11 protein-coding genes, 1 tRNA gene and 2 pseudogenes are annotated in these 20,696 nt (G+C 55.6%); 9 read left to right on the top strand and 5 right to left on the bottom strand.

The window, feature by feature from the left end; genetic code table 11:
- Positions 1-157 precede the first annotated feature (157 nt).
- Positions 158-775: a trimeric intracellular cation channel family protein gene (locus tag AAHB66_RS00510; RefSeq protein ID WP_347114845.1), complete on the top strand. Its 618-nt coding sequence runs from the start codon at positions 158-160 to the stop codon at positions 773-775.
- On the opposite strand, the gene ligB is transcribed toward AAHB66_RS00510, so the two are convergent.
- On the bottom strand, positions 772-2,442 hold the full coding sequence (gene ligB / locus AAHB66_RS00505; RefSeq protein ID WP_347114844.1) for an NAD-dependent DNA ligase LigB: 1,671 nt from the start codon (positions 2,440-2,442) through the stop codon (positions 772-774). The two genes, AAHB66_RS00510 and ligB, sit on opposite strands and share 4 nt — an antisense overlap.
- A gap of 251 nt (positions 2,443-2,693) precedes the next feature.
- Between ligB and gmk the strand changes: the two genes are divergently transcribed.
- The 5 genes from gmk to recG are packed head-to-tail and all read left to right on the top strand — an operon-like array spanning position 2,694 to position 8,556.
- Positions 2,694-3,317: a guanylate kinase gene (gene gmk, locus AAHB66_RS00500; RefSeq protein WP_142487723.1), complete on the top strand. Its 624-nt coding sequence runs from the start codon at positions 2,694-2,696 to the stop codon at positions 3,315-3,317.
- A 54-nt stretch (positions 3,318-3,371) separates the two neighbouring features.
- Positions 3,372-3,647: a DNA-directed RNA polymerase subunit omega gene (gene rpoZ, locus AAHB66_RS00495; RefSeq protein ID WP_039030179.1), complete on the top strand. Its 276-nt coding sequence runs from the start codon at positions 3,372-3,374 to the stop codon at positions 3,645-3,647.
- Positions 3,648-3,666: 19 nt separating this feature from the next.
- Positions 3,667-5,781, top strand: a complete 2,115-nt coding sequence (gene spoT / locus AAHB66_RS00490) for a bifunctional GTP diphosphokinase/guanosine-3',5'-bis pyrophosphate 3'-pyrophosphohydrolase (protein WP_347114843.1) — start codon at positions 3,667-3,669, stop codon at positions 5,779-5,781.
- Positions 5,782-5,785: 4 nt separating this feature from the next.
- On the top strand, positions 5,786-6,475 hold the full coding sequence (trmH, locus tag AAHB66_RS00485) for a tRNA (guanosine(18)-2'-O)-methyltransferase TrmH (protein WP_347114842.1): 690 nt from the start codon (positions 5,786-5,788) through the stop codon (positions 6,473-6,475).
- A 2-nt stretch (positions 6,476-6,477) separates the two neighbouring features.
- Positions 6,478-8,556: an ATP-dependent DNA helicase RecG gene (gene recG / locus AAHB66_RS00480; protein ID WP_347114841.1), complete on the top strand. Its 2,079-nt coding sequence runs from the start codon at positions 6,478-6,480 to the stop codon at positions 8,554-8,556.
- Here the strand turns inward: recG and gltS are convergent, their stop codons facing one another.
- Positions 8,557-9,759, bottom strand: coding sequence for a sodium/glutamate symporter (gene gltS / locus AAHB66_RS00475; protein ID WP_347114840.1), 1,203 nt, complete (start codon positions 9,757-9,759; stop codon positions 8,557-8,559).
- Between the two features lie 224 nt (positions 9,760-9,983).
- Here gltS and AAHB66_RS00470 point away from each other — a divergent pair, with 224 nt between their 5' ends.
- Positions 9,984-11,375 carry an NCS2 family protein gene (locus AAHB66_RS00470; protein WP_347114839.1) on the top strand — a complete coding sequence of 464 codons (1,392 nt, stop codon included), beginning with the start codon at positions 9,984-9,986 and terminating at the stop codon, positions 11,373-11,375.
- Positions 11,376-11,493: 118 nt separating this feature from the next.
- Positions 11,494-13,198, top strand: a pseudogene (locus AAHB66_RS00465) (AsmA family protein).
- A 132-nt stretch (positions 13,199-13,330) separates the two neighbouring features.
- On the opposite strand, the gene yicI reads toward AAHB66_RS00465, so the two are convergent.
- Entirely contained in the window at positions 13,331-15,649 is a 2,319-nt protein-coding gene (yicI, locus tag AAHB66_RS00460; RefSeq protein WP_347114838.1) for an alpha-xylosidase, read from the bottom strand.
- 12 nt (positions 15,650-15,661) lie between these two features.
- On the bottom strand, positions 15,662-17,056 hold the full coding sequence (locus AAHB66_RS00455; RefSeq protein ID WP_347114837.1) for a glycoside-pentoside-hexuronide family transporter: 1,395 nt from the start codon (positions 17,054-17,056) through the stop codon (positions 15,662-15,664).
- A 283-nt stretch (positions 17,057-17,339) separates the two neighbouring features.
- Here AAHB66_RS00455 and AAHB66_RS00450 point away from each other — a divergent pair.
- Positions 17,340-17,434, top strand: a tRNA-Sec gene (locus AAHB66_RS00450).
- A 153-nt stretch (positions 17,435-17,587) separates the two neighbouring features.
- Here AAHB66_RS00450 and AAHB66_RS00445 read toward each other — a convergent pair.
- Positions 17,588-20,259, bottom strand: a pseudogene (locus AAHB66_RS00445) (TrlF family AAA-like ATPase).
- Positions 20,260-20,696: the final 437 nt, after the last annotated feature.

Raw genomic sequence — 20,696 nt, 5'->3', positions numbered from 1 at the left:
TAAATCTAATGCGATATCTGGATAAAAACCCCGGAATAGCTTTTATCAGGCCAGGCATCCATTAGCTAAACTAAGGCATATCCGCTCACACAAAAAAATCTAAATCGTGAGCCAGCCCACAAAACGTTACCCTGACCGCCTTAACGTTGGGGGTAACATGCTGCTGCACATCCTGTATCTGATCGGTATCACCGCTGAAGCCATGACCGGTGCCCTGGCCGCCGGGCGTCGTCGTATGGACACCTTCGGGGTCATTATTATCGCCACGGCAACGGCGCTGGGTGGAGGTTCCGTCCGGGATATTCTGCTGGGCCACTATCCGCTCGGCTGGGTGCAACATCCGGAATATGTGATTATCGTCGCCGTCGCGGCGGTGCTGACCACTATCGTTGCCCCGGTGATGCCCCATCTGCGACGCCTGTTTCTGGTGCTGGATGCGCTCGGCCTGATCGTTTTCTCCATTATCGGTGCCCAGGTCGCGCTGGATATGGGCGAAGGCCCGGTTATCGCCACTATCGCGGCGGTGATCACCGGCGTCTTTGGCGGCGTACTGCGCGATATGTTCTGCAAACGCATTCCGCTGGTGTTTCAGAAAGAGCTCTATGCCGGGGTCTCCTTCGCTGCAGCGGTGCTGTACGTCGCCCTGCAGCACTACGTCAGTAATCAGGATGTGGTAATCATCTCCACGCTGCTCTTTGGCTTTACCGCCCGTCTGCTGGCGCTGCGTTTAAAGCTGGGCCTGCCGGTCTTTTATTACCGCCACGACAGCCACTAAAATCCCTGTACGCCCTGCTCATTGAGCCAGGAGGTCAGGATGTTAACGGTGGGGTGATGAACAAACTCCACCAGCCTGCGTGCTTTTCCCATGCCAATACCCGGAATCTGCTGCCAGCCCAGCAGATCCCTGCTCTGCAGCTGCTGCCAGTGCCGATCGCCCAGCGCGCGGATAGCCACCCTCGGGAGCGGCACGCCAAGCGCATCCAGCCAGCGGGTAAAAGGCTGACGGCGCGCCAGGTTGAACTGGTGCCAGAGCTGCAGGCCGCGCTGCGTCGAAAGCCCCGGCGTGTGCTGGAGCTGCTCCTGGGTCAGCGTCAGCCACGAAAACAGATGCTCAAAATGATGCGCCTGATGAAGCACCTGCCAGCCTGCGTCACCCAGCCCGCCGATATTTAACACCGACGACGAACTCAGCCAGGCCAGCCGGGCCATAAACTGCTCGTGGCATTCCGGCGAGGCATAAAAACAGGTGAGCGGCGTAAAGCGCGATTCAGGCGGGATCGGTTTTTGTCGGTTGGTCCCTCGCCAGACGACTTTATCCACCCGCGGGATCCCCTGCCCGGCCAGGCTGACCTGAACCTGATCGCCCGGCGCAATATCCAGTGCCTGCCAGCGACCCACCGACCCCAGATTGACGCGCTGCACCCGTTTATCATCAAGCTGCACGGGCTCAAGGGTAGCGACCACCGCGATCCTGCCGGTACGCCCTACGGTAAAGGTGATAGCGCGGACCTCAGCAACCCGTGCCGCCGGAGCATATTTCCACGCCACCACCCAGCTGCCGTCCCCGGGCAGCCAGAGGTTCCCTGCGGGCTCCTGCGCCGAGCGGATCACAATGCCATCGGTGACAAAGGGCAGGGGCGACTTCAGCCAGCGGTTGCGCATTTTTTCAGCCTCCTCCACCGAACTGACCCGATGCGTCCAGGGTTCGGTCAGGGTGAAGCCTGCCCGGGTTAATGCCTGCAGGCGTTCGCCCATCTGGGCGGGGCCGTCCGGCCAGGCCCAGATAAAGATGCCGATGTGATCCAGGGCGGCGCTGGCATCCTGGCGCATCATCGCCCCGGCGACTTTTGCCCGCGCATTCATGCCACCCATCTGCTGCTGGATATGGTTGTCGCGACGCAAGAAGAGCTCTCCCTGCAACACGCTGTTGGCGAGCGGGCCCGTTATCTGGCTGGGTACCGAGGCGATGCGCTTCACTTTTGCCGTCCAGTCTTCGCCTTTCAGCCCGTCGCCCCGGCTGGTGGCCTGCACCAGTTGGCCCTGACGGTAAACCAGCGTCACCGCCACGCCGTCTACCTTTGGCTGGATCCACAGGTCGCGACGCGAACGCATCCACTGCCGCAGCTCTGCTTTATCGGCTACCTTCGCCACCCCGGTATGGCTGACCGGATGCCTGACCGTCCCCTGTACAGGTGCCAGTACGTCTGTCGCCGGTTCATCGCCAAAGCAGTGCCGCCACTGCTTCAGCCGCGCGGCCAGCTGGTCATAGACTTCGTCGTTTACGTCGCTGACGCCCTGCTGCCAGTACGCTTTATCCCAGCGGGCTATCTGCGCACTGAGTCGGGCGATCTCCTGCTCTGCCTGCGCGGGCGACCAGACCGGGCATATCGCCAGACCGCAACCACTCCAGAATCCCATCACCACCGCTAACCCTCGCCACATCGTTACTCCTCCCTGTTTTCCAGAGGGTATAACGCGGTACGCAACCGCAGGCGACAGGCAAAACCAGGCTTTACGAGCCCGCATCAGGACTTTGTTTCTGTTGCAGCAAACGGCGGAGAAAAACGGAAAAGGGAGAGCAAAAATCAACTAAGAAGCGGAAAAAGTGTGACAAAGGCTACGTCACGAAGCGGCGACGTGTATAATAAGCCCGTATGTAGGACTTTCTTCGCTAACACATACAAAAGACTCTCATGGCTCAAGGCACGCTTTATATTGTTTCTGCCCCTAGTGGCGCGGGTAAATCCAGCCTGATTCAGGCACTGTTAAAAACCCAACCGCTGTACGATACCCAGGTGTCGGTTTCTCACACCACGCGCGCGCCGCGTCCGGGTGAGGTGCACGGTGAACACTATTTCTTTGTCGATCACGATGAATTCAGAACGATGATTGGCAGGGATGCGTTTCTTGAACACGCTGAGGTCTTCGGTAACTACTACGGTACCTCGCGTGAGACCATCGAGCAGGTGCTGTCCACCGGCGTGAACGTGTTCCTGGATATCGACTGGCAGGGCGCACAGCAGATTCGCAAGAAAATGCCTGATTCTCGCAGTATCTTTATTTTACCGCCGTCGAAAGATGAGCTGGATCGCCGTCTCCGCGGCCGCGGCCAGGACAGCGAAGAGGTTATCGCAAAACGTATGGCCCAGGCAGTTGCGGAAATGAGCCATTACGCCGAATATGATTACCTGATTGTGAATGATGATTTTGACGCCGCCCTGAGCGATCTCAAAACTATCCTTCGCGCCGAACGTCTGCGCATGAGCCGCCAGAAGCAGCGACATGACGCATTAATCACCAAACTGTTGGCAGACTGAACCCACATTCAGTATCATGCCCAGTCATTTCTTCATCTGTGGAGCATTTTAAGTATGGCACGCGTAACTGTTCAGGACGCTGTAGAGAAAATTGGTAACCGTTTTGACCTGGTGCTGGTCGCCGCGCGTCGCGCTCGTCAGATGCAGTCAGGCGGTAAAGATCCGCTGGTACCGGAAGAAAACGATAAAACTACCGTTATCGCACTGCGCGAAATCGAAGAAGGCCTGATCAACAGCCAGATCCTCGATGTTCGTGAGCGCCAGGAGCAGCAAGAGCAGGAAGCCGCAGAACTGCAGGCCGTTACCGCCATTGCTGAAGGTCGTCGTTAATTAAACCTGCGGGTCGCCCTTGTATCTGTTTGAAAGCCTGAATCAACTGATTCAAACCTACCTGCCGGTAGACCAGATTAAGCGTCTCCAGCAGGCGTATCTCGTTGCACGTGACGCTCACGAGGGCCAGACACGTTCAAGCGGTGAACCCTATATCACGCACCCGGTAGCGGTGGCCTGTATTCTGGCCGAGATGAAACTCGACTATGAAACGCTGATGGCCGCCCTGCTGCATGACGTGATCGAAGATACCCCCGCCACCTACCAGGACATGGAACAGCTGTTTGGCAAAAGCGTTGCCGAACTGGTGGAAGGGGTCTCTAAGCTTGATAAGCTGAATTTCCGCGATAAGAAAGAGGCGCAGGCCGAAAACTTCCGCAAAATGATCATGGCGATGGTGCAGGATATCCGCGTCATTCTGATCAAACTCGCTGACCGTACCCACAATATGCGCACCCTGGGCTCACTGCGCCCGGACAAACGTCGTCGCATAGCCCGTGAAACCCTCGAAATCTACAGCCCGCTGGCGCACCGTTTAGGTATTCATCACATTAAAACCGAGCTGGAAGAGCTGGGTTTTGAAGCCTTGTACCCGAACCGCTTCCGGGTGATCAAAGAGGTGGTGAAAGCCGCACGTGGTAACCGTAAAGAGATGATTCAGAAAATCCTCTCTGAAATCGAAGGGCGTTTGCAGGAAGCCGGTATTCCCTGCCGCGTCAGCGGTCGCGAAAAGCATTTGTACTCCATCTACTGCAAAATGGTGCTCAAGGAGCAGCGTTTTCACTCGATCATGGATATTTACGCGTTCCGCGTGATCGTCCACGACGCCGACACCTGCTATCGCGTACTCGGCCAGATGCACAGCCTGTACAAACCGCGTCCGGGCCGGATGAAAGACTATATCGCCATTCCCAAGGCGAACGGATATCAGTCCCTGCACACCTCGATGATTGGCCCGCACGGCGTGCCGGTTGAGGTGCAGATCCGTACCGAAGACATGGATCAGATGGCGGAGATGGGTGTTGCCGCGCACTGGGCCTATAAAGAGCGTGGCGGCGAAAGCAGCACCACCGCGCAGATCCGCGCCCAGCGCTGGATGCAGAGCCTGCTGGAGCTGCAACAGAGCGCCGGTAGCTCGTTTGAATTTATCGAGAGCGTTAAATCCGATCTCTTCCCGGATGAGATTTACGTTTTCACGCCAGAGGGGCGCATTGTCGAGCTGCCTGCTGGCGCAACCCCGGTCGACTTCGCTTACGCCGTGCATACCGATATCGGTCATGCCTGTGTTGGCGCACGCGTCGACCGCCAGCCGTACCCGCTGTCACAGCCGTTGACCAGCGGCCAGACGGTGGAAATCATTACCGCACCTGGCGCACGTCCGAACGCGGCGTGGCTCAACTTTGTTGTGAGCTCGAAAGCCCGCGCCAAGATCCGCCAGCTGCTGAAGAACCTCAAACGCGACGACTCTGTCAGCCTGGGCCGCCGACTGCTCAACCATGCGTTGGGCGGCAGCCGTAAGCTCGCTGAGATCCCGAAAGAGAACGTGCAGCGTGAAATCGAGCGCATGAAGCTCGCCACGCTTGACGATCTGCTGGCGGAAATCGGTCTCGGCAACGCGATGAGCGTGGTAGTGGCGAAGAACCTGCAGCAGGGCGAAACCTCTGTGCCGCAGCCGTCATCAACCAGCCACGGCCATCTGCCAATCAAAGGCGCCGACGGCGTATTGATCACCTTTGCCAAGTGCTGCCGACCGATCCCCGGCGACCCGATTATCGCTCACGTCAGCCCCGGTAAAGGCCTGGTTATCCATCACGAATCCTGTCGTAACATCCGTGGCTACCAGAAAGAGCCTGAGAAGTTTATGGCGGTAGAGTGGGATAAAGAGACCGAGCAGGAGTTCATCACCGAAATCAAGGTGGATATGTTCAACCACCAGGGTGCGCTGGCGAACCTGACGGCGGCAATCAACACTGCCTCTTCCAACATTCATAGCCTGAATACGGAAGAGAAAGATGGCCGGGTCTACAGCGCCTTTATTCGTCTGACCGCGCGGGACCGTGTGCATCTGGCGAACATCATGCGCAAAATCCGCGTGATGGCCGACGTGATTAAAGTCACCCGTAACCGAAACTAGCTTTATGAATTCAACACGTTATGCCCGTATCTGTGAGATGCTCGCCAGGCGTCAGCCCGATCTGACGGTCTGCATGGAGCAGGTACACAAACCTCATAACGTGGCTGCGATTGTCCGTACCGCCGACGCCGTCGGCGTGCATGAAGTGCATGCTGTCTGGAAGGGTACGCGGATGCGTCCCATGGCCTCAGCTGCCGCGGGCAGCAACAGCTGGGTCCAGGTCAAAGCCCACGACAATATTGCCGACGCCATTTCGCATCTGAAAGGGCGCGGTATGCAGATCCTGGCGACCCACCTTTCCGACAAAGCCGTCGACTTCCGCGAGATCGATTACACCCGCCCGACCTGCATTCTGATGGGTCAGGAGAAGACGGGGATCACCCAGGAAGCTTTAGATCTGGCGGATCAGGACATCATCATTCCGATGATCGGCATGGTGCAGTCCCTGAACGTCTCCGTGGCTTCCGCGCTTATTCTGTATGAAGCCCAGCGCCAGCGACAAAATGCCGGGATGTACAAACGCGAGAACAGCATGCTGCCGGAAGAAGAGCAGCAGCGCCTGCTGTTTGAAGGCGGTTATCCGGTGCTGGCCAACGTGGCGAAGCAGAAAAGATTACCCTACCCCCACGTGAACATGCAGGGCGAAATTGAAGCCGATGCGACGTGGTGGGCCACCATGCAAGCGGCGAAATAATCATGCAAGGCCGCCTGCTGGATGCTGTGCCGCTCAATTCACTGACGGGCGTTGGCGCGGCCCAGAGCAGCAAACTGGCAAAAATTGGCCTGCATACCGTGCAGGATCTTCTCCTGCACCTCCCCCTGCGTTACGAAGACCGCACCCAGCTCTATCAGATTGGCGACCTGCTGCCCGGCATTTACGCCACGGTTGAAGGCGAAGTCCTGAACAGCAACATCACCTTCGGCGGTCGCCGGATGATGACCTGCCAGATCAGCGACGGCTCCGGCATCCTGACCATGCGCTTCTTTAACTTCAGCGCGGCGATGAAAAACAGCCTCGCCCCCGGGCGCCGTGTGCTGGCCTACGGCGAAGCCAAACGCGGCAAATACGGCGCGGAGATGATCCACCCGGAATACCGCGTGCAGGGCGATCTCAGCACCCCTGAGATGCAGGAGACGCTGACCCCGGTCTACCCAACCACCGAAGGCATCAAGCAGGCGACGCTGCGCAAGCTGACCGATCAGGCGCTGGAGCTGCTCGACACCTGCGCCATTGCCGAGCTGCTGCCGCCCGAACTCGCACAGGGAATGATGAGCCTGCCGGAGGCGTTGCGCACATTGCATCGCCCGCCGCCGACGCTGCAGTTAAGCGATCTGGAGAGCGGGCAACATCCGGCCCAGCGCCGTCTGATTCTGGAAGAGCTGCTGGCGCATAACCTGAGCATGCTGGCGCTGCGCGCCGGTGCCCAGCGTTTTCACGCCCTGCCGCTCCCGGCCCGTAACGAGTTAAAAGATAAGCTGCTGGCCTCGCTGCCGTTTAAACCCACCGGGGCACAGGCCCGCGTGACTGCCGAGATCGAGCATGACCTGGCGCTGGACGTGCCGATGATGCGCCTGGTGCAGGGCGACGTCGGCTCCGGTAAAACGCTGGTGGCCGCACTGGCCGCACTGCGCGCCATTGCGCACGGCAGACAGGTCGCCCTGATGGCGCCGACCGAACTGCTGGCCGAGCAGCACGCGAATAACTTCCGCAGCTGGTTTGCCCCGCTGGGGGTTGAAGTGGGCTGGCTGGCCGGAAAGCAAAAAGGCAAGGCGCGACAGGCGCAGCAGGACGCCATTGCCAGCGGTCAGGTGCAGATGATTGTCGGCACGCACGCCATCTTCCAGGAGCAGGTGCAGTTTCACGGCCTGGCACTGGTGATCATTGATGAGCAGCACCGTTTTGGCGTGCATCAGCGCCTGGCGCTGTGGGAGAAAGGGCTCCAGCAGGGCTACCATCCGCACCAGCTGATCATGACCGCAACGCCGATCCCGCGCACCCTGGCGATGACCGCCTATGCCGATCTCGACACCTCCACCATCGACGAACTGCCGCCGGGGCGTACGCCGGTGACGACCGTCGCCATTCCGGACACGCGCCGCAGCGACATTATCGATCGCGTGCGCAACGCCTGTCAGGAAGGGCGTCAGGCCTACTGGGTCTGTACCCTGATTGAAGAGTCGGATCTGCTGGAAGCTCAGGCGGCGGAAGCCACCTGGGAAGAGCTAAAGCTGGCCCTGCCGGAGCTGAACGTCGGCCTGGTGCATGGCCGGATGAAGCCTGCCGAGAAGCAGGCGGTGATGCAGGCCTTCAAGCAGGGCGACCTGCATCTGCTGATCGCCACCACGGTGATTGAAGTGGGGGTGGATGTGCCTAACGCCAGCCTGATGATCATCGAGAACCCGGAGCGTCTGGGCCTGGCGCAGCTCCACCAGCTGCGGGGTCGCGTCGGACGTGGCGCGGTGGCGTCGCACTGCGTGTTGCTCTACAAAGCCCCGCTGTCGAAAACCGCCCAGAAGCGTCTGCAGGTGCTGCGCGACAGCAATGACGGCTTTGTGATTGCGCAACAGGATCTGGAGATCCGCGGCCCGGGCGAACTGCTCGGTACCCGCCAGACCGGTAACGCCGAGTTTAAAGTGGCCGATTTACTGCGCGATCAGGGCATGATCCCCGAAGTTCAGCGTCTGGCACGCCATATCCATGAACGCTACCCCGACCAGGCGGCAGCGTTAATCGAGCGCTGGATGCCCGAGACCGAGCGCTACTCCAACGCCTGATCAGCCAAACATTGGCAGCAGCAGATAGAGTTTGATCACCAGCGCGTTGACGATATCAATAAAGAACGCCCCCACCATCGGCACCACCAGAAACGCCATATGTGATGGACCGAAACGCTCGGTAATGGCCTGCATATTGGCGATCGCCGTCGGCGTGGCTCCCAGACCAAAGCCGCAATGCCCTGCCGCCAACACCGCCGCGTCGTAGTTTTTGCCCATCATCCGCCAGGTCACGAACACCGCGTACAGCGCCATAAACAGGGTCTGCACGGCGAGAATGGCCAGCATCGGCAGCGCCAGCGAGGCCAGCTCCCACAGTTTGAGGCTCATCAGCGCCATCGCCAGGAACAGGGACAGGCAGACGTTGCCCAGCACCGATACCGCCCGCTCAAAGACGCGATAAAAGCCCATCAGCGCCAGGCCGTTGCTGAGGATCACCCCGACAAACAGCACGCAGACAAAAGTCGGCAGCTCAAATGCGGATCCCGCCAGCAGTTGCGCAATCACCTTACCCACCGTCAGGCAGATGGCGATCAGCGCAATGGTTTCGATCAGCACCAGGGAGCTGATAATGCGCCCGACGTCCGGCTTTTCAAACGCCGACGGCACCGCTTCATCTTCCGGACAACCGTTCGGAGTGGCGGAATGTTTTACCAGATAGCGCGCCACCGGCCCGCCGATCAGCCCGCCCAGCACCAGCCCGAAGGTGGCGCAGGCCATCGCCACTTCGGTGGCATTCTGAAAACCATAGCGCTCGATAAACAGCTTGCTCCACGCCGCCCCGGTGCCATGTCCGCCGGAGAGGGTAATGGAACCAGCCAGCAGGCCCATCAGCGGATCCAGCCCCAGCAGGGAGGCCATACCGATCCCAATGGCGTTCTGCATTACCAGTAGCCCGACCACCACAATCAGGAACACCCCCAGCACTTTACCGCCGGCCCGCAGGCTGGCGAGGTTGGCGTTCAGGCCGATGGTGGCGAAAAAGGCCAGCATCAGCGGGTCTTTTAACGACATATCAAAGTTGATTTCCCAGCCCATGCTTTTGTTCAGCACCAGCAGCGCAACGGCGGCCAGCAGCCCGCCCGCGACGGGCTCCGGGATGGTGTATTTTCTGAGAAGGGGGACACTGTGAACCAGCTTTCGGCCAAGCAGTAAAACCAGCGTTGCCGCAACGAGAGTCGACAACGTATCGAGATGAATCATAGTGGGCTCCTTATATGGCACGTGCTCCATCAACATGCGCGTTTTCCTGAACCGTTTGCGCGACTTAAGCGCAATCGGGAGCAGGAGTGTAATGAACTTTGCCCTGGCGTGACAGAAAAGCCGTATTAAGCGGAAGGTTTTCTCTGCGATTTTTGCGAGCAATCGTTTGCTTTTCTCATCCACTCGGCTAAAATGCCCGCTTTTCTTCCTGGGGATCGCAGCAGATGTCCGTTAACGCCGTAGAACAGCAAGATGCGCAACCGATTGCGCAGCCGCATAACAGTGAACTGATTTACCGTCTTGAAGATCGCCCCCCGCTGGCGCAGACCTTGTTCGCCGCCTGTCAGCACCTGCTGGCGATGTTCGTGGCGGTCATCACCCCTGCCCTGCTGATCTGCCAGGCGCTCGGCTTACCGGCGCAGGACACCCAGCACATCATCAGCATGTCGCTGTTTGCCTCGGGCGTGGCCTCTATCATCCAGATTAAAGCCTGGGGTCCGGTGGGCTCCGGTCTGCTGTCGATTCAGGGCACCAGCTTTAACTTTGTCGCCCCGCTGATCATGGGCGGTACGGCGCTGAAAACCGGCGGCGCGGATGTGCCAACGATGATGGCCGCGCTGTTCGGCACCCTGATGCTGGCCAGCTGCACCGAGATGGTTATCTCCCGCGTGCTGCACCTGGCGCGCCGCATTATTACTCCGCTGGTCTCCGGCGTGGTGGTGATGATTATCGGCCTGTCGCTGATTCAGGTGGGTCTGACCTCCATCGGCGGCGGCTACGCTGCAATGGCCGACCACACCTTTGGTGCCCCGAAAAACCTGCTGCTGGCAGGTGTGGTGCTGGCAATCATTATTCTGCTCAACCGTCAGCGTAACCCGTACCTGCGCGTCGCTTCGCTGGTGATTGCCATGGCGGCAGGCTACCTCGCTGCCTGGGCGATGGACATGCTGCCGCAAAACACTGCCCCGACCGAGAGCCCGCTGATCGTGGTCCCGACCCCGCTCTACTACGGCCTGGGCATCGACTGGAACCTGCTTCTGCCGCTGATGCTGGTGTTTATGATCACCTCCCTGGAAACCATCGGGGATATCACCGCCACCTCCGACGTCTCTGAGCAGCCGGTCTCTGGCCCGCTGTACATGAAGCGTCTGAAGGGCGGCGTGCTGGCGAACGGCCTGAACTCCTTTGTCTCCGGCGTGTTCAACACCTTCCCGAACTCCTGCTTCGGCCAGAACAACGGCGTGATCCAGCTGACCGGCGTCGCCAGCCGCTACGTGGGCTTTGTGGTAGCGCTGATGCTGATCGTGCTGGGTCTGTTCCCGGCGGTGAGTGGCTTTGTACAGCACATTCCTGAGCCGGTACTGGGTGGCGCAACGCTGGTGATGTTCGGCACTATCGCGGCATCGGGCGTGCGTATCGTCTCCCGCGAGCCGCTGAACCGCCGCGCCATCATGATCATCGCCCTGTCGCTGGCGGTCGGTCTGGGCGTGTCTCAGCAGCCGCTGATCCTGCAGTTTGCACCGGACTGGGTGAAAAACCTGCTCTCTTCCGGCATCGCCGCCGGCGGGATCACCGCTATCGTCCTGAACCTGATTTTCCCGCCAGAAAAGAACTAATCTCTTTCACGGCAGCAGGCAACTGCTGCCGTAACCCAGAATTCCGCCCTTCCCGCCTTGAGCATTGCGCATAAATCGTGCATAACTCCTTTATGTGCGTTTTACGTGATGGAAGACCATGAAATTTATTGGAAAGCTTCTCGTTGGTATTCTGGCCGTTCTGCTTATTGCGATCCTCGCGCTCTATATCCTTGTTCAGACTCGTTGGGGCGCGGCGCAGGTCAGCAGCTGGATCACGGTAAACACCGACTACGAACTCAATTTCGACCTGATGGATCACCGCTTTTCGTCGCCCACGCACCTGGTGCTGAAAAACGTCACCTTCGGGCGCGACGGTCAGCCTGCGACCCTGGTAGCAAAAATGGTCGATATCGGCGTAAGCAGCCGCCAGCTCACCGATCCGCTGCACATGGATACCATCACCCTCTTTGACGGCACGCTGAACCTCTCGCCGCAGACGGCTCCCCTTCCCTTCCAGGCCGATCGCCTGCTGCTGAACAACATGGCCTTTAACAGCCCCAATACCGCGTGGGATCTGAGCGCGCAGAAAGTCACCGGCGGTGTGCGTCCCTGGGACCCTGAAGCAGGCAACGTGCTGGGTAAAAAAGCCAACATCCAGATCAGCGCCGGGTCGCTGACGCTGAACGGCGTCCCGGCCAGCAACGTGCTGATCGAGGGCGAGCTGACCGACAAAGAGGTGATACTGACCACCATCGGCGCCGACATGGCGCGAGGCTCGCTCACCGGCACCGCGCGCCGCGACGCCAACGGCGGCTGGAAGGTGGATAACATGCGCCTGAACGAGATCCGCCTGCAGAGCGATAAGTCGCTGTCCGACTTTTTTGCCCCCATCACCACCCTGCCGTCGCTGCAGATTGGCCGCCTCGACGTGACCGACGCCCGCCTGCAGGGGCCGGACTGGGCGGTCACCGATCTTGATTTAAGCCTGCGCAATCTGACCCTGAGCCGGGGGGGACTGGCAGAGCGAAGATGGTCGCCTGTCGATGAATGCCAGCGAGTATATCTACGGCTCGCTGCACCTGTTCGACCCGATCCTGAATGCGGAATTTTCTCCGCAGGGGATCGCCCTGCGCCAGTTTACCTCGCGCTGGGAAGGCGGGATGGTGCGTACCTCCGGCAACTGGTTGCGCAGCGGTAAAGAGCTGGTGCTGGATGATGTCGCCGTCGCCGGGCTGGAATACACCCTGCCGGAAAACTGGAAAACGCAGTGGATGGAGACCCTGCCGGAGTGGCTGCACAGCGTCACGCTGCGCAAATTCGGCCTGAGCCGTAACCTGGTGATCGACGTTGACCCCACCTTCCCGTGGCAGGTCACCGCGCTCGACGGTTATGGCACCAACCTGCAGCTGGCGAAAGATCGCCAGTGGGGCGTATGGGCGGGCACCGCCACCCTGAACGGCGCGGCGGCAACCTTTAACCGCGTGGACGTGCGCCGTCCGTCGCTGTCGCTCACGGCCAACGCCTCGACGGTGAATATCAGTGAACTGAGTGCCTTTACCGAAAAAGGCATTCTGGAAGCGAAGGCCAGCGTCTCGCAGACGCCGGTGCGCCAGACCACCATCAACCTGACCGGGCGCGGCGTGCCGTTGAACGTGATCCAGCAGTGGGGATGGCCGGCGTTGCCGGTGACGGGCGACGGCAATTTCCAGCTCACCGCCAGCGGCAACGTGCAGAAAGATTCGCCGTTGAAGCCGACGGTCAACGGCAGGCTGAATGCGGTGAATATGGATAAACAGCAGGTCACGCAGACGATGACCGGTGGGGCGGTGGGTGCGGTTGAAACACCCGCACCAACACCGTAGGCCCGGTAAGCGTAGCGCCACCGGGCATGAAGCCGCACTGCATCGCCGGGTGGCGGCTTCGCCTTACCCGGCCTACAACATCAAAACCGTAGGCCCGGTAAGCGCAGCGCCACCGGGCGTTTTACAGACGGCTCAGAGATGAATGACCACCTCATCCCCCTCCGCTTTCACCACCACGCCCCACTCGCTGCCCGCGTGTGACGCGCCTTTCACGCCGCTAATCTGATGCACATTGCGCAAACAGACCGACCAGCCCCGCGCCTCGCCGCTGCCTTTTAACGTCAGGGTATTGCCACTGCGCGTCGCGGTCAGGGTAAAGGCCACGGCACCGTTAGCCGCCGGCACTTCGCTTACCGCCGTGGCGCCATCGTCGAGGTTAAACAGCTGGAAAGCGGTGCCTTCATTCCACGCATAGTCCGGCTTCTGGTCGTTGTTGCCCAGCGCCAGCAGGGTATTGTTGCGCACGTACACCGGCAGGCTGCGGAAGTCGTGCTGCTGTTTGTGCCAGCGGCTGCCCTGCACCTCATCGTTATGCCACAGGTGCGTCCAGCGCCCTTCCGGCAGGTAAAACTGCACGTCGCCCGCCTCGCTGAATACCGGAGCCACCATCACCGAATCCCCCAGCATGTACTGGCGGTCGAGATAGTCGCAGGCCGGATCGTCCGGGAACTCGAGCATCATCGCCCGCAGCATCGGGGTACCAAACTCGCGGGCCAGCGCCGCCTGGCGATACAGATACGGCATCATCCGGCATTTCAGCTGCGTGAAGTGACGCACCACGTCGCAGGACTCGTCGTCATACGCCCACGGCACGCGGTAGGATTTGCTGCCGTGCAGGCGGCTGTGGCTGGAGAGCAGCCCGAACGCGCACCAGCGTTTATAGACGTGCGCCGGGGCGGTGTTTTCGAACCCGCCGATGTCGTGGCTCCAGAATCCGAACCCGGAGAGCCCAATCGACAGCCCACCGCGCAGGCTTTCGGCCATCGACTCGTAGTTGGCATAGCAGTCCCCGCCCCAGTGCACCGGGAACTGTTGCGCCCCCACCGAGGCCGAACGCGCAAACAGCACCGCCTCCTCTTCGCCCACCGTCTCTTTCAGCACGTTCCACACCAGCTCGTTGTAGATGTAGGCGTAGTGGTTGTGCATCTTCTGCGGATCGGAACCGTCGAACCACTGCACATCGGTCGGGATGCGCTCGCCAAAATCGGTTTTGAAGCAGTCGACGCCGATCTCCACCAGGCCTTTCAGCTTGTCGGCATACCACTGGCAGGCTTCCGGGTTGGTAAAGTCGTAGATCGCCAGCCCCGGCTGCCACTTATCCCACTGCCACAGGGAGCCGTCCGGGCGTTTCAGCAGGTAGCCCTTCTCTTTCAGCTCCTTAAAGATCGGCGATTTCTGGCCGATGTACGGGTTGATCCACACGCAGACCTTCAGCCCTTTCTCCTTCAGGCGGCGGATCATCCCTTCCGGATCCGGGAAAGTCACCGGGTCCCACTCGAAGTCGCACCACTGGAAGGCCTTCATCCAGAAGCAGTCGAAGTGGAAGACGTGCAGCGGCAGGTCGCGTTCGGCCATGCCGTCGATAAAGCTGTTCACCGTCGCTTCGTCATAGTTGGTGGTGAACGAGGTGGTGAGCCACAGGCCAAACGACCAGGCCGGGGGCAGCGCCGGACGCCCGGTGAACCGGGTATAGCGGTTGAGCACCTCTTTCGGCGTCGGGCCGTCGATCACGAAATACTCCAGATACTCGCCCTCGACGCTGAACTGCACTTTCGACACCTTCTCGGAGCCGATTTCAAATGAGACGTTTTCCGGATGGTTCACCAGCACGCCGTAGCCGCGGTTGGTGAGGTAGAACGGGATATTTTTGTACGACTGCTCGGTGCTGGTGCCGCCGTCACGGTTCCAGGTTTCCACCGTCTGGCCGTTGCGCACCAGGGCGGTAAAGCGCTCGCCGAGGCCGTAGACGGTTTCACCCACGCCCAGATCCAGACGCTCAAACAGGTAGTTGCGGTCGCTGTTGCCGTCCTGCACGTAGCCGTTGTTTTTCAGCTGGCTGCCGGTGATGCGCTGCCCGTTGCGCAGGAAATCCAGCGCCCAGAACTCGCCTTTGGTGACGCGCACGCTGACGTTACCGCTTTTCAGCTCGGCAAACGCCGCATTGTTTTCAATCTGCACCTTGACGTCTTTCAGGACGTTGAGCGGATAGTGCGGGCCCTTATCCAGTGCGCCCTGGAAGTGCTCGATACGCACCCCGACAATCCCCTCCTGCGGGGCAAACAGGCGCACCGCGAACATCAGGGTGTCGAGCTGCCAGGTGCGCTCGCGCACGTCGCGCGGGGCGACATAGACCACCAGGTCGTTGCCCTGCTGCTCGACATCGAACACCTGCACCGGGTAGGTCACGTTCAGACCCGGTTGAATGAGCCAGTTTCCATCACTGATTTTCATGCTTTCGTCCTCTTAGTTCTGCAATTCTTTGCTGACCGGCAGGGTGTTGAAATCCTGCTGATTACGACGCGCGCCCTGCGCCAGGTCGTTCATGATTTTCATCAGGAATGGCGTCTTCAGGCTGTAGTAGCGTTTGGCGATCGCCGCGCTCAGCAGGTAGCACGCCGCCGGGACCAGGGTAAACAGGGCGATGATGATGCTGATGGTGGCGCCGTTCTGGGTTTTGGCTGCGGCATCGTAGCCGCCGCCTGCCAGCATCCAGCCGATTAACGCCCCGCCCAGCGCCAGGCCCAGCTTGAGCACGAACAGCGTGCCCGCAAAGCTGATGCCGGTGAGGCGTTTACCGTTGGTCCACTCGCCGTAATCGACGGTGTCGGACATCATCACCCACTGGATCGGCGTCACCAGCTGGTGCAGGACGCCAATCACGAAGATAAAGCCGAACATGGTGATGCTGGCCTGCATCGGCACGAAGAACATCGCCACGCTCGCCACCGCCAGCAGGGCGTTGGTCCACCAGAAGACGCTGACTTTGCATTTCCAGTCGGTGAGCGGTTTCGCCAGCGCGGAGCCAATCAGGTTGCCGACGCAGTAGGTGGTGAGGAAGGCGACGAACAGCTCCGGCGAGCCCATGATCCAGGTGACGTAATACATCATCGCGCCGCCGCGCACGCAGACCGCCAGAATGTTGAGGATGGTGAGCAGCCCGACGATGCGCCACTGGTCGTTTTGCCAGATATCGCGCAGATCTTCGCGCATGGAAGTGGTGCTCGGCGGCACCTGGATGCGCTCTTTGGTGGTGAAGAAGCAGAACGCCAGCATCAGGAAGGCCACCACCGACAGCACCGCGATGCCGCCCTGGAAGCCGAGCGCCTTATCCTCGCCGCCAATCAGGTTCACCAGCGGCATCATCAGCACCGTGGAGAGCATGCCGCCCGCCGTCGCCAGCACGAAGCGCCAGGACTGGAGGGAGATACGCTGCGTCGGGTCGTTGGTGATCACTCCGCCCAGCGCGCAGTACGGGATGTTGACCACGGTATAGAGCAGGGTCAGCAGGGTGTAGGTGACGGCGGCGTAGATCATTTTGCCGTTCAGGCTGAGATCCGGCGTGGTGTAGGCCAGCACGCAGACCAGGCCAAAGGGGATGGCACCGAACAGGATCCATGGACGGAATTTCCCCCAGCGGCTGCGGGTACGGTCGGCAAGCAGCCCCATGCAGGGGTCGGAGATGGCATCCAGCGCACGCGCCAGCAGGAACATGGTGCCGACGAACCCGGCGGGGATACCGAAGATATCGGTGTAGAAGAACATCATGTAGAGCATGACGTTGTCGAAAATGATGTGACTTGCGGCGTCACCCATGCCGTAACCAATTTTCTCTTTGACGGATAAAACTTCGCTTTTCATTGTTATTCCTTCACGCGTAGGGCGCTGAGACCGGTTACATATTTTGTAAACCAAGGCCTCCCAGGCAGGTATTGCGTTTTCTGGTTACGTTTTTACGTTTCTTGTTTTTTGTGATCGCGGTAAAAGTGCGGGAGTAAAAATCGTAACGTGAGGATTTTCTTAAGGTTTAGTCTGGAGGGGTTAACACAGGTCAAAAAAGGGGTGAAATAAGTGAGGGAAAAGATGGGGTAAATGATTGAAAGTAGCTATAATGCGCCCCGCCTCCATGTAGCAATCGAGGCGCGGAAGATCGTCATCTCCGGTGAGGTGGCTGGACTTCAAATCCAGTTGGGGCCGCCAGCGGTCCTGGGCAGGTTCGACTCCTGTGATCTTCCGCCAAAATAACGCTCATGAGTATTTGAAACTTCTTATAATTCTTTAAATTACTTAAAGTATTTACTCTCTCACACGTACAATTCCCACATACTAGCTCTACTTTTATAAAAATAGATTTAATATAGTATTACCCCCCCCTTTACAGGGGGGAGCATTTTATTGAATACCATATTTCTTTTCGCGCACAGAAAAGGCAACATGTCCACCTTCAAGAATGGAGCATATATGGTATCTTATTCCATCCTGCATTTTAATATCGCCATCTTCAATTGCTCCGACGTCATAACTTATAAGGCTACCATCATAATTTGCAACGATAACTTGCTCTGAATCAGAATTTATAACTAAATTTGCATTATGTGTAACTATTATTACTTGCCGATATTTTTTAATTTTTTTGAAAAGTGGCACAAGCTGCTTCATAATGAAACTATTGTCAAGATCATCTTCAGGTTGGTCGAATACAAATGGACTTCCAAAAGGATCCGTAGCAAGCTTCAAACTTACATAAAAAGTACCACGCTGTCCAACAGAAAGCTTATCAACCGTTTTACCTTTATATGTAAATTCGGCATTTACATATAAATACCCCTTCATTTTATCGGTGGAAAACAAATAATGCATTAACTCGTAACGTCCACCTTGATTAAAATACTCATTTTTCCAGAAAAATTCTTCTATTGAAATTAATTGACCATTCCCTTCAGAGTCAATGACTTTTTCATTATTAATTAACCGAAAAAATTCATCGTAAGACTGTACATTAAACGTTTCCATTAGTTTTTGCTGTGTACTTTTTTCAGTGGAAGCCCTAAATTTACCACGATTAATACAACCTTCTAATCCTTTATAGAATTTTTCATTATCGAAAATAACTTTTCCACTTATATTAATATCTGACAATATATCTTTAACGATATAGTTTTGCTCGTCATTCCAACTATCATTTTTTATATGAAGAAAATCATATAATTTCTGTATTTCCAATGCTTGCTCTTCAATAAATTCTTTATATTTTACAGCATATTCACTTCGTTCTTTAACATAAGTAAAATACCTTTTCTTATACTCTTCGATTTCATTTATTTTTGACTTGGCTTTATCAATATTTTCTTGATATTCACTAAGTTTGCTTAGCAAGGATGAAATATCTTGATTAATACCTTGTTCTACAAATCCTTTTCTTATCTCTTCATTTTTATTATGAATTTCTTCGATACAAATTTTTATTGCTGCTAGATTTTCGTTTAACAAACTAACATATGCTGCATCTAGTACAGGAGGCAATTTTTGTTTTACAGCGTCTAATACATTATAATATTCAATTCTCTCGTTAATTTCAGTAAAACTTCTATTAATGAAAGAGAGTAACTCTTGTGTCTTATTGTATGCTAACTGCGATTTATTAATAGCCTCAGAATTTTTTGATATTCAGAGATTAATGATTTATTTTTTGGATTAGTTAGAGTCTCTGTAAGCTTCTGGTTATCATTGATTATTTTATTCTGAAATGAATCAGTATTGATCCTATTGCCCTGAGAGTCGGTAAGATTCCAATAATCGACGAACCCTCTATATTTTGAAAGATTGTCTAATAATAAACCCGAGTTTATAGGATCATATTCTTTTTCTTTTATTCCCAACATCCTCTTGATTTCATTACTCAAACTATCTGGATTTTTTGCAAAACTTACGATATCACCCTGAGAAACATGCAGATAATTATAAGGAGATTGCGTTTGAGAATCAAAAATTATGGATGACTCTTCACCGTAGCCTTTATCAAGAAAAACGCTAACACCATTTGTCGATAAATTTCGTTCAGAAAAGGAATTTATACCCGGCATTAAAACAGCTTTCATTGCATCGAGAAAAACACTTTTCCCAGTACCCCGACCACCTATTATTGAAACCATATTTTTATTTAAAGGGATTGTCTGCTTATTAAATGATAACTGGTTTTCATTAAAAATTTCACCTGACAACACTATTCGACTAAAGTGAGGCTTTATATAATTCAGCTCAATGAAATCATTTGACTGCTGTACTCTTTCTTCTGGTTCAAAAATCGTCTGCCTTAAGCCTTGGAATGTTGGCTTAGCTTTTACCCATGTAAATTTACTACCAATATCACCTAATTGATGCGCATCCGAGCAGACGAATACAGGTTTTTTAGGTGCTTCTTCATATCTGGTATCTAGCAAGAAAAAATCACGATCTCGGGCACGTCCAAGAACAATATCTCCAAGCTTATCTATCTCTTTAGCTACAGCCACAGAACGCCCTTCTGTTTTTTCCGGCTGAAAGCCACCATAGCCATTCGGACATATTGCAATAAAAAATTCCTTGCCAATTATAAAAGCATCTTTTAGTCCTTCTGAAAGCGTTTCATAATCTATTATAGCTCCATCAAAACTTATCTTTGCCTCATCCATAGAGTCTTTACTGCACCATATTGTCTTTTTATTATCGGTGGTGTTTTGTAGTTTAATACGAGATAGAGCCTTATTTATTTTTTCAGTTCCAATGCTTTCAGAAAAAATCGCATGGATATTTATCCATTCTCCAGCCTTATTTGGCTGGGCAATTCTGAATTCTATATTAGCCAGAATGCAAATAGGGTAATTTTTTTCTTGAAACTTACTCTTAATAACTTCAAGCTCATTAGGTGCGAGAAACCAGTAATTTGTTATTGCGATCAACCTCAGTTCACTTTTTATAACTTCATCTACAAATAAATCGATATCTTTTCTAATATAATTATTATTTATATGCGTCATTGGAGAGTGAATATGAAGATCCCATTTATTCCAAATTGAGCCAATCATGTTTAATCCTTCTTATCAATTGCTATGCACGGTTATAGTAAAAAATCATTGTAATATATTAAATATAATTATCCATCGCATAAAACTTATGTAAATGCTGTTAACATACCCAGATCACCTCAACAGCGAATCTCTAAGCTCTCAACTATTACATAACTGCCGTAACCACGCTTCTATATCAAAATGACTTTGTGATGCTCTCCACGAACTGACTATCTGTAAAGCTTAAAGCATGTCCTAGCCCCATCTCGCCTGCTTTCAAGAAGAGAATGTTTTATTGACGAGACATGAACGGCATCAGATGCTGTAGAGCCTGTACAAGCAATTGAAAACAGGATAAGGAAACTAGATCATGCATCGTGCATATACATGGTTTTTCATTAAGAATGACATGATTGCCAAAGATTTTATCGGCAGATTACTGCCCAATCGATTCC

Origin of the sequence: Leclercia sp. S52 (genome assembly GCF_039727615.1) — a bacterium.
GTDB lineage: Bacteria > Pseudomonadota > Gammaproteobacteria > Enterobacterales > Enterobacteriaceae > Enterobacter > Enterobacter adecarboxylatus_B.
Note: the sequence above shows the minus strand (reverse complement) of the source record. Positions and strands in the feature narration are given on the sequence as shown.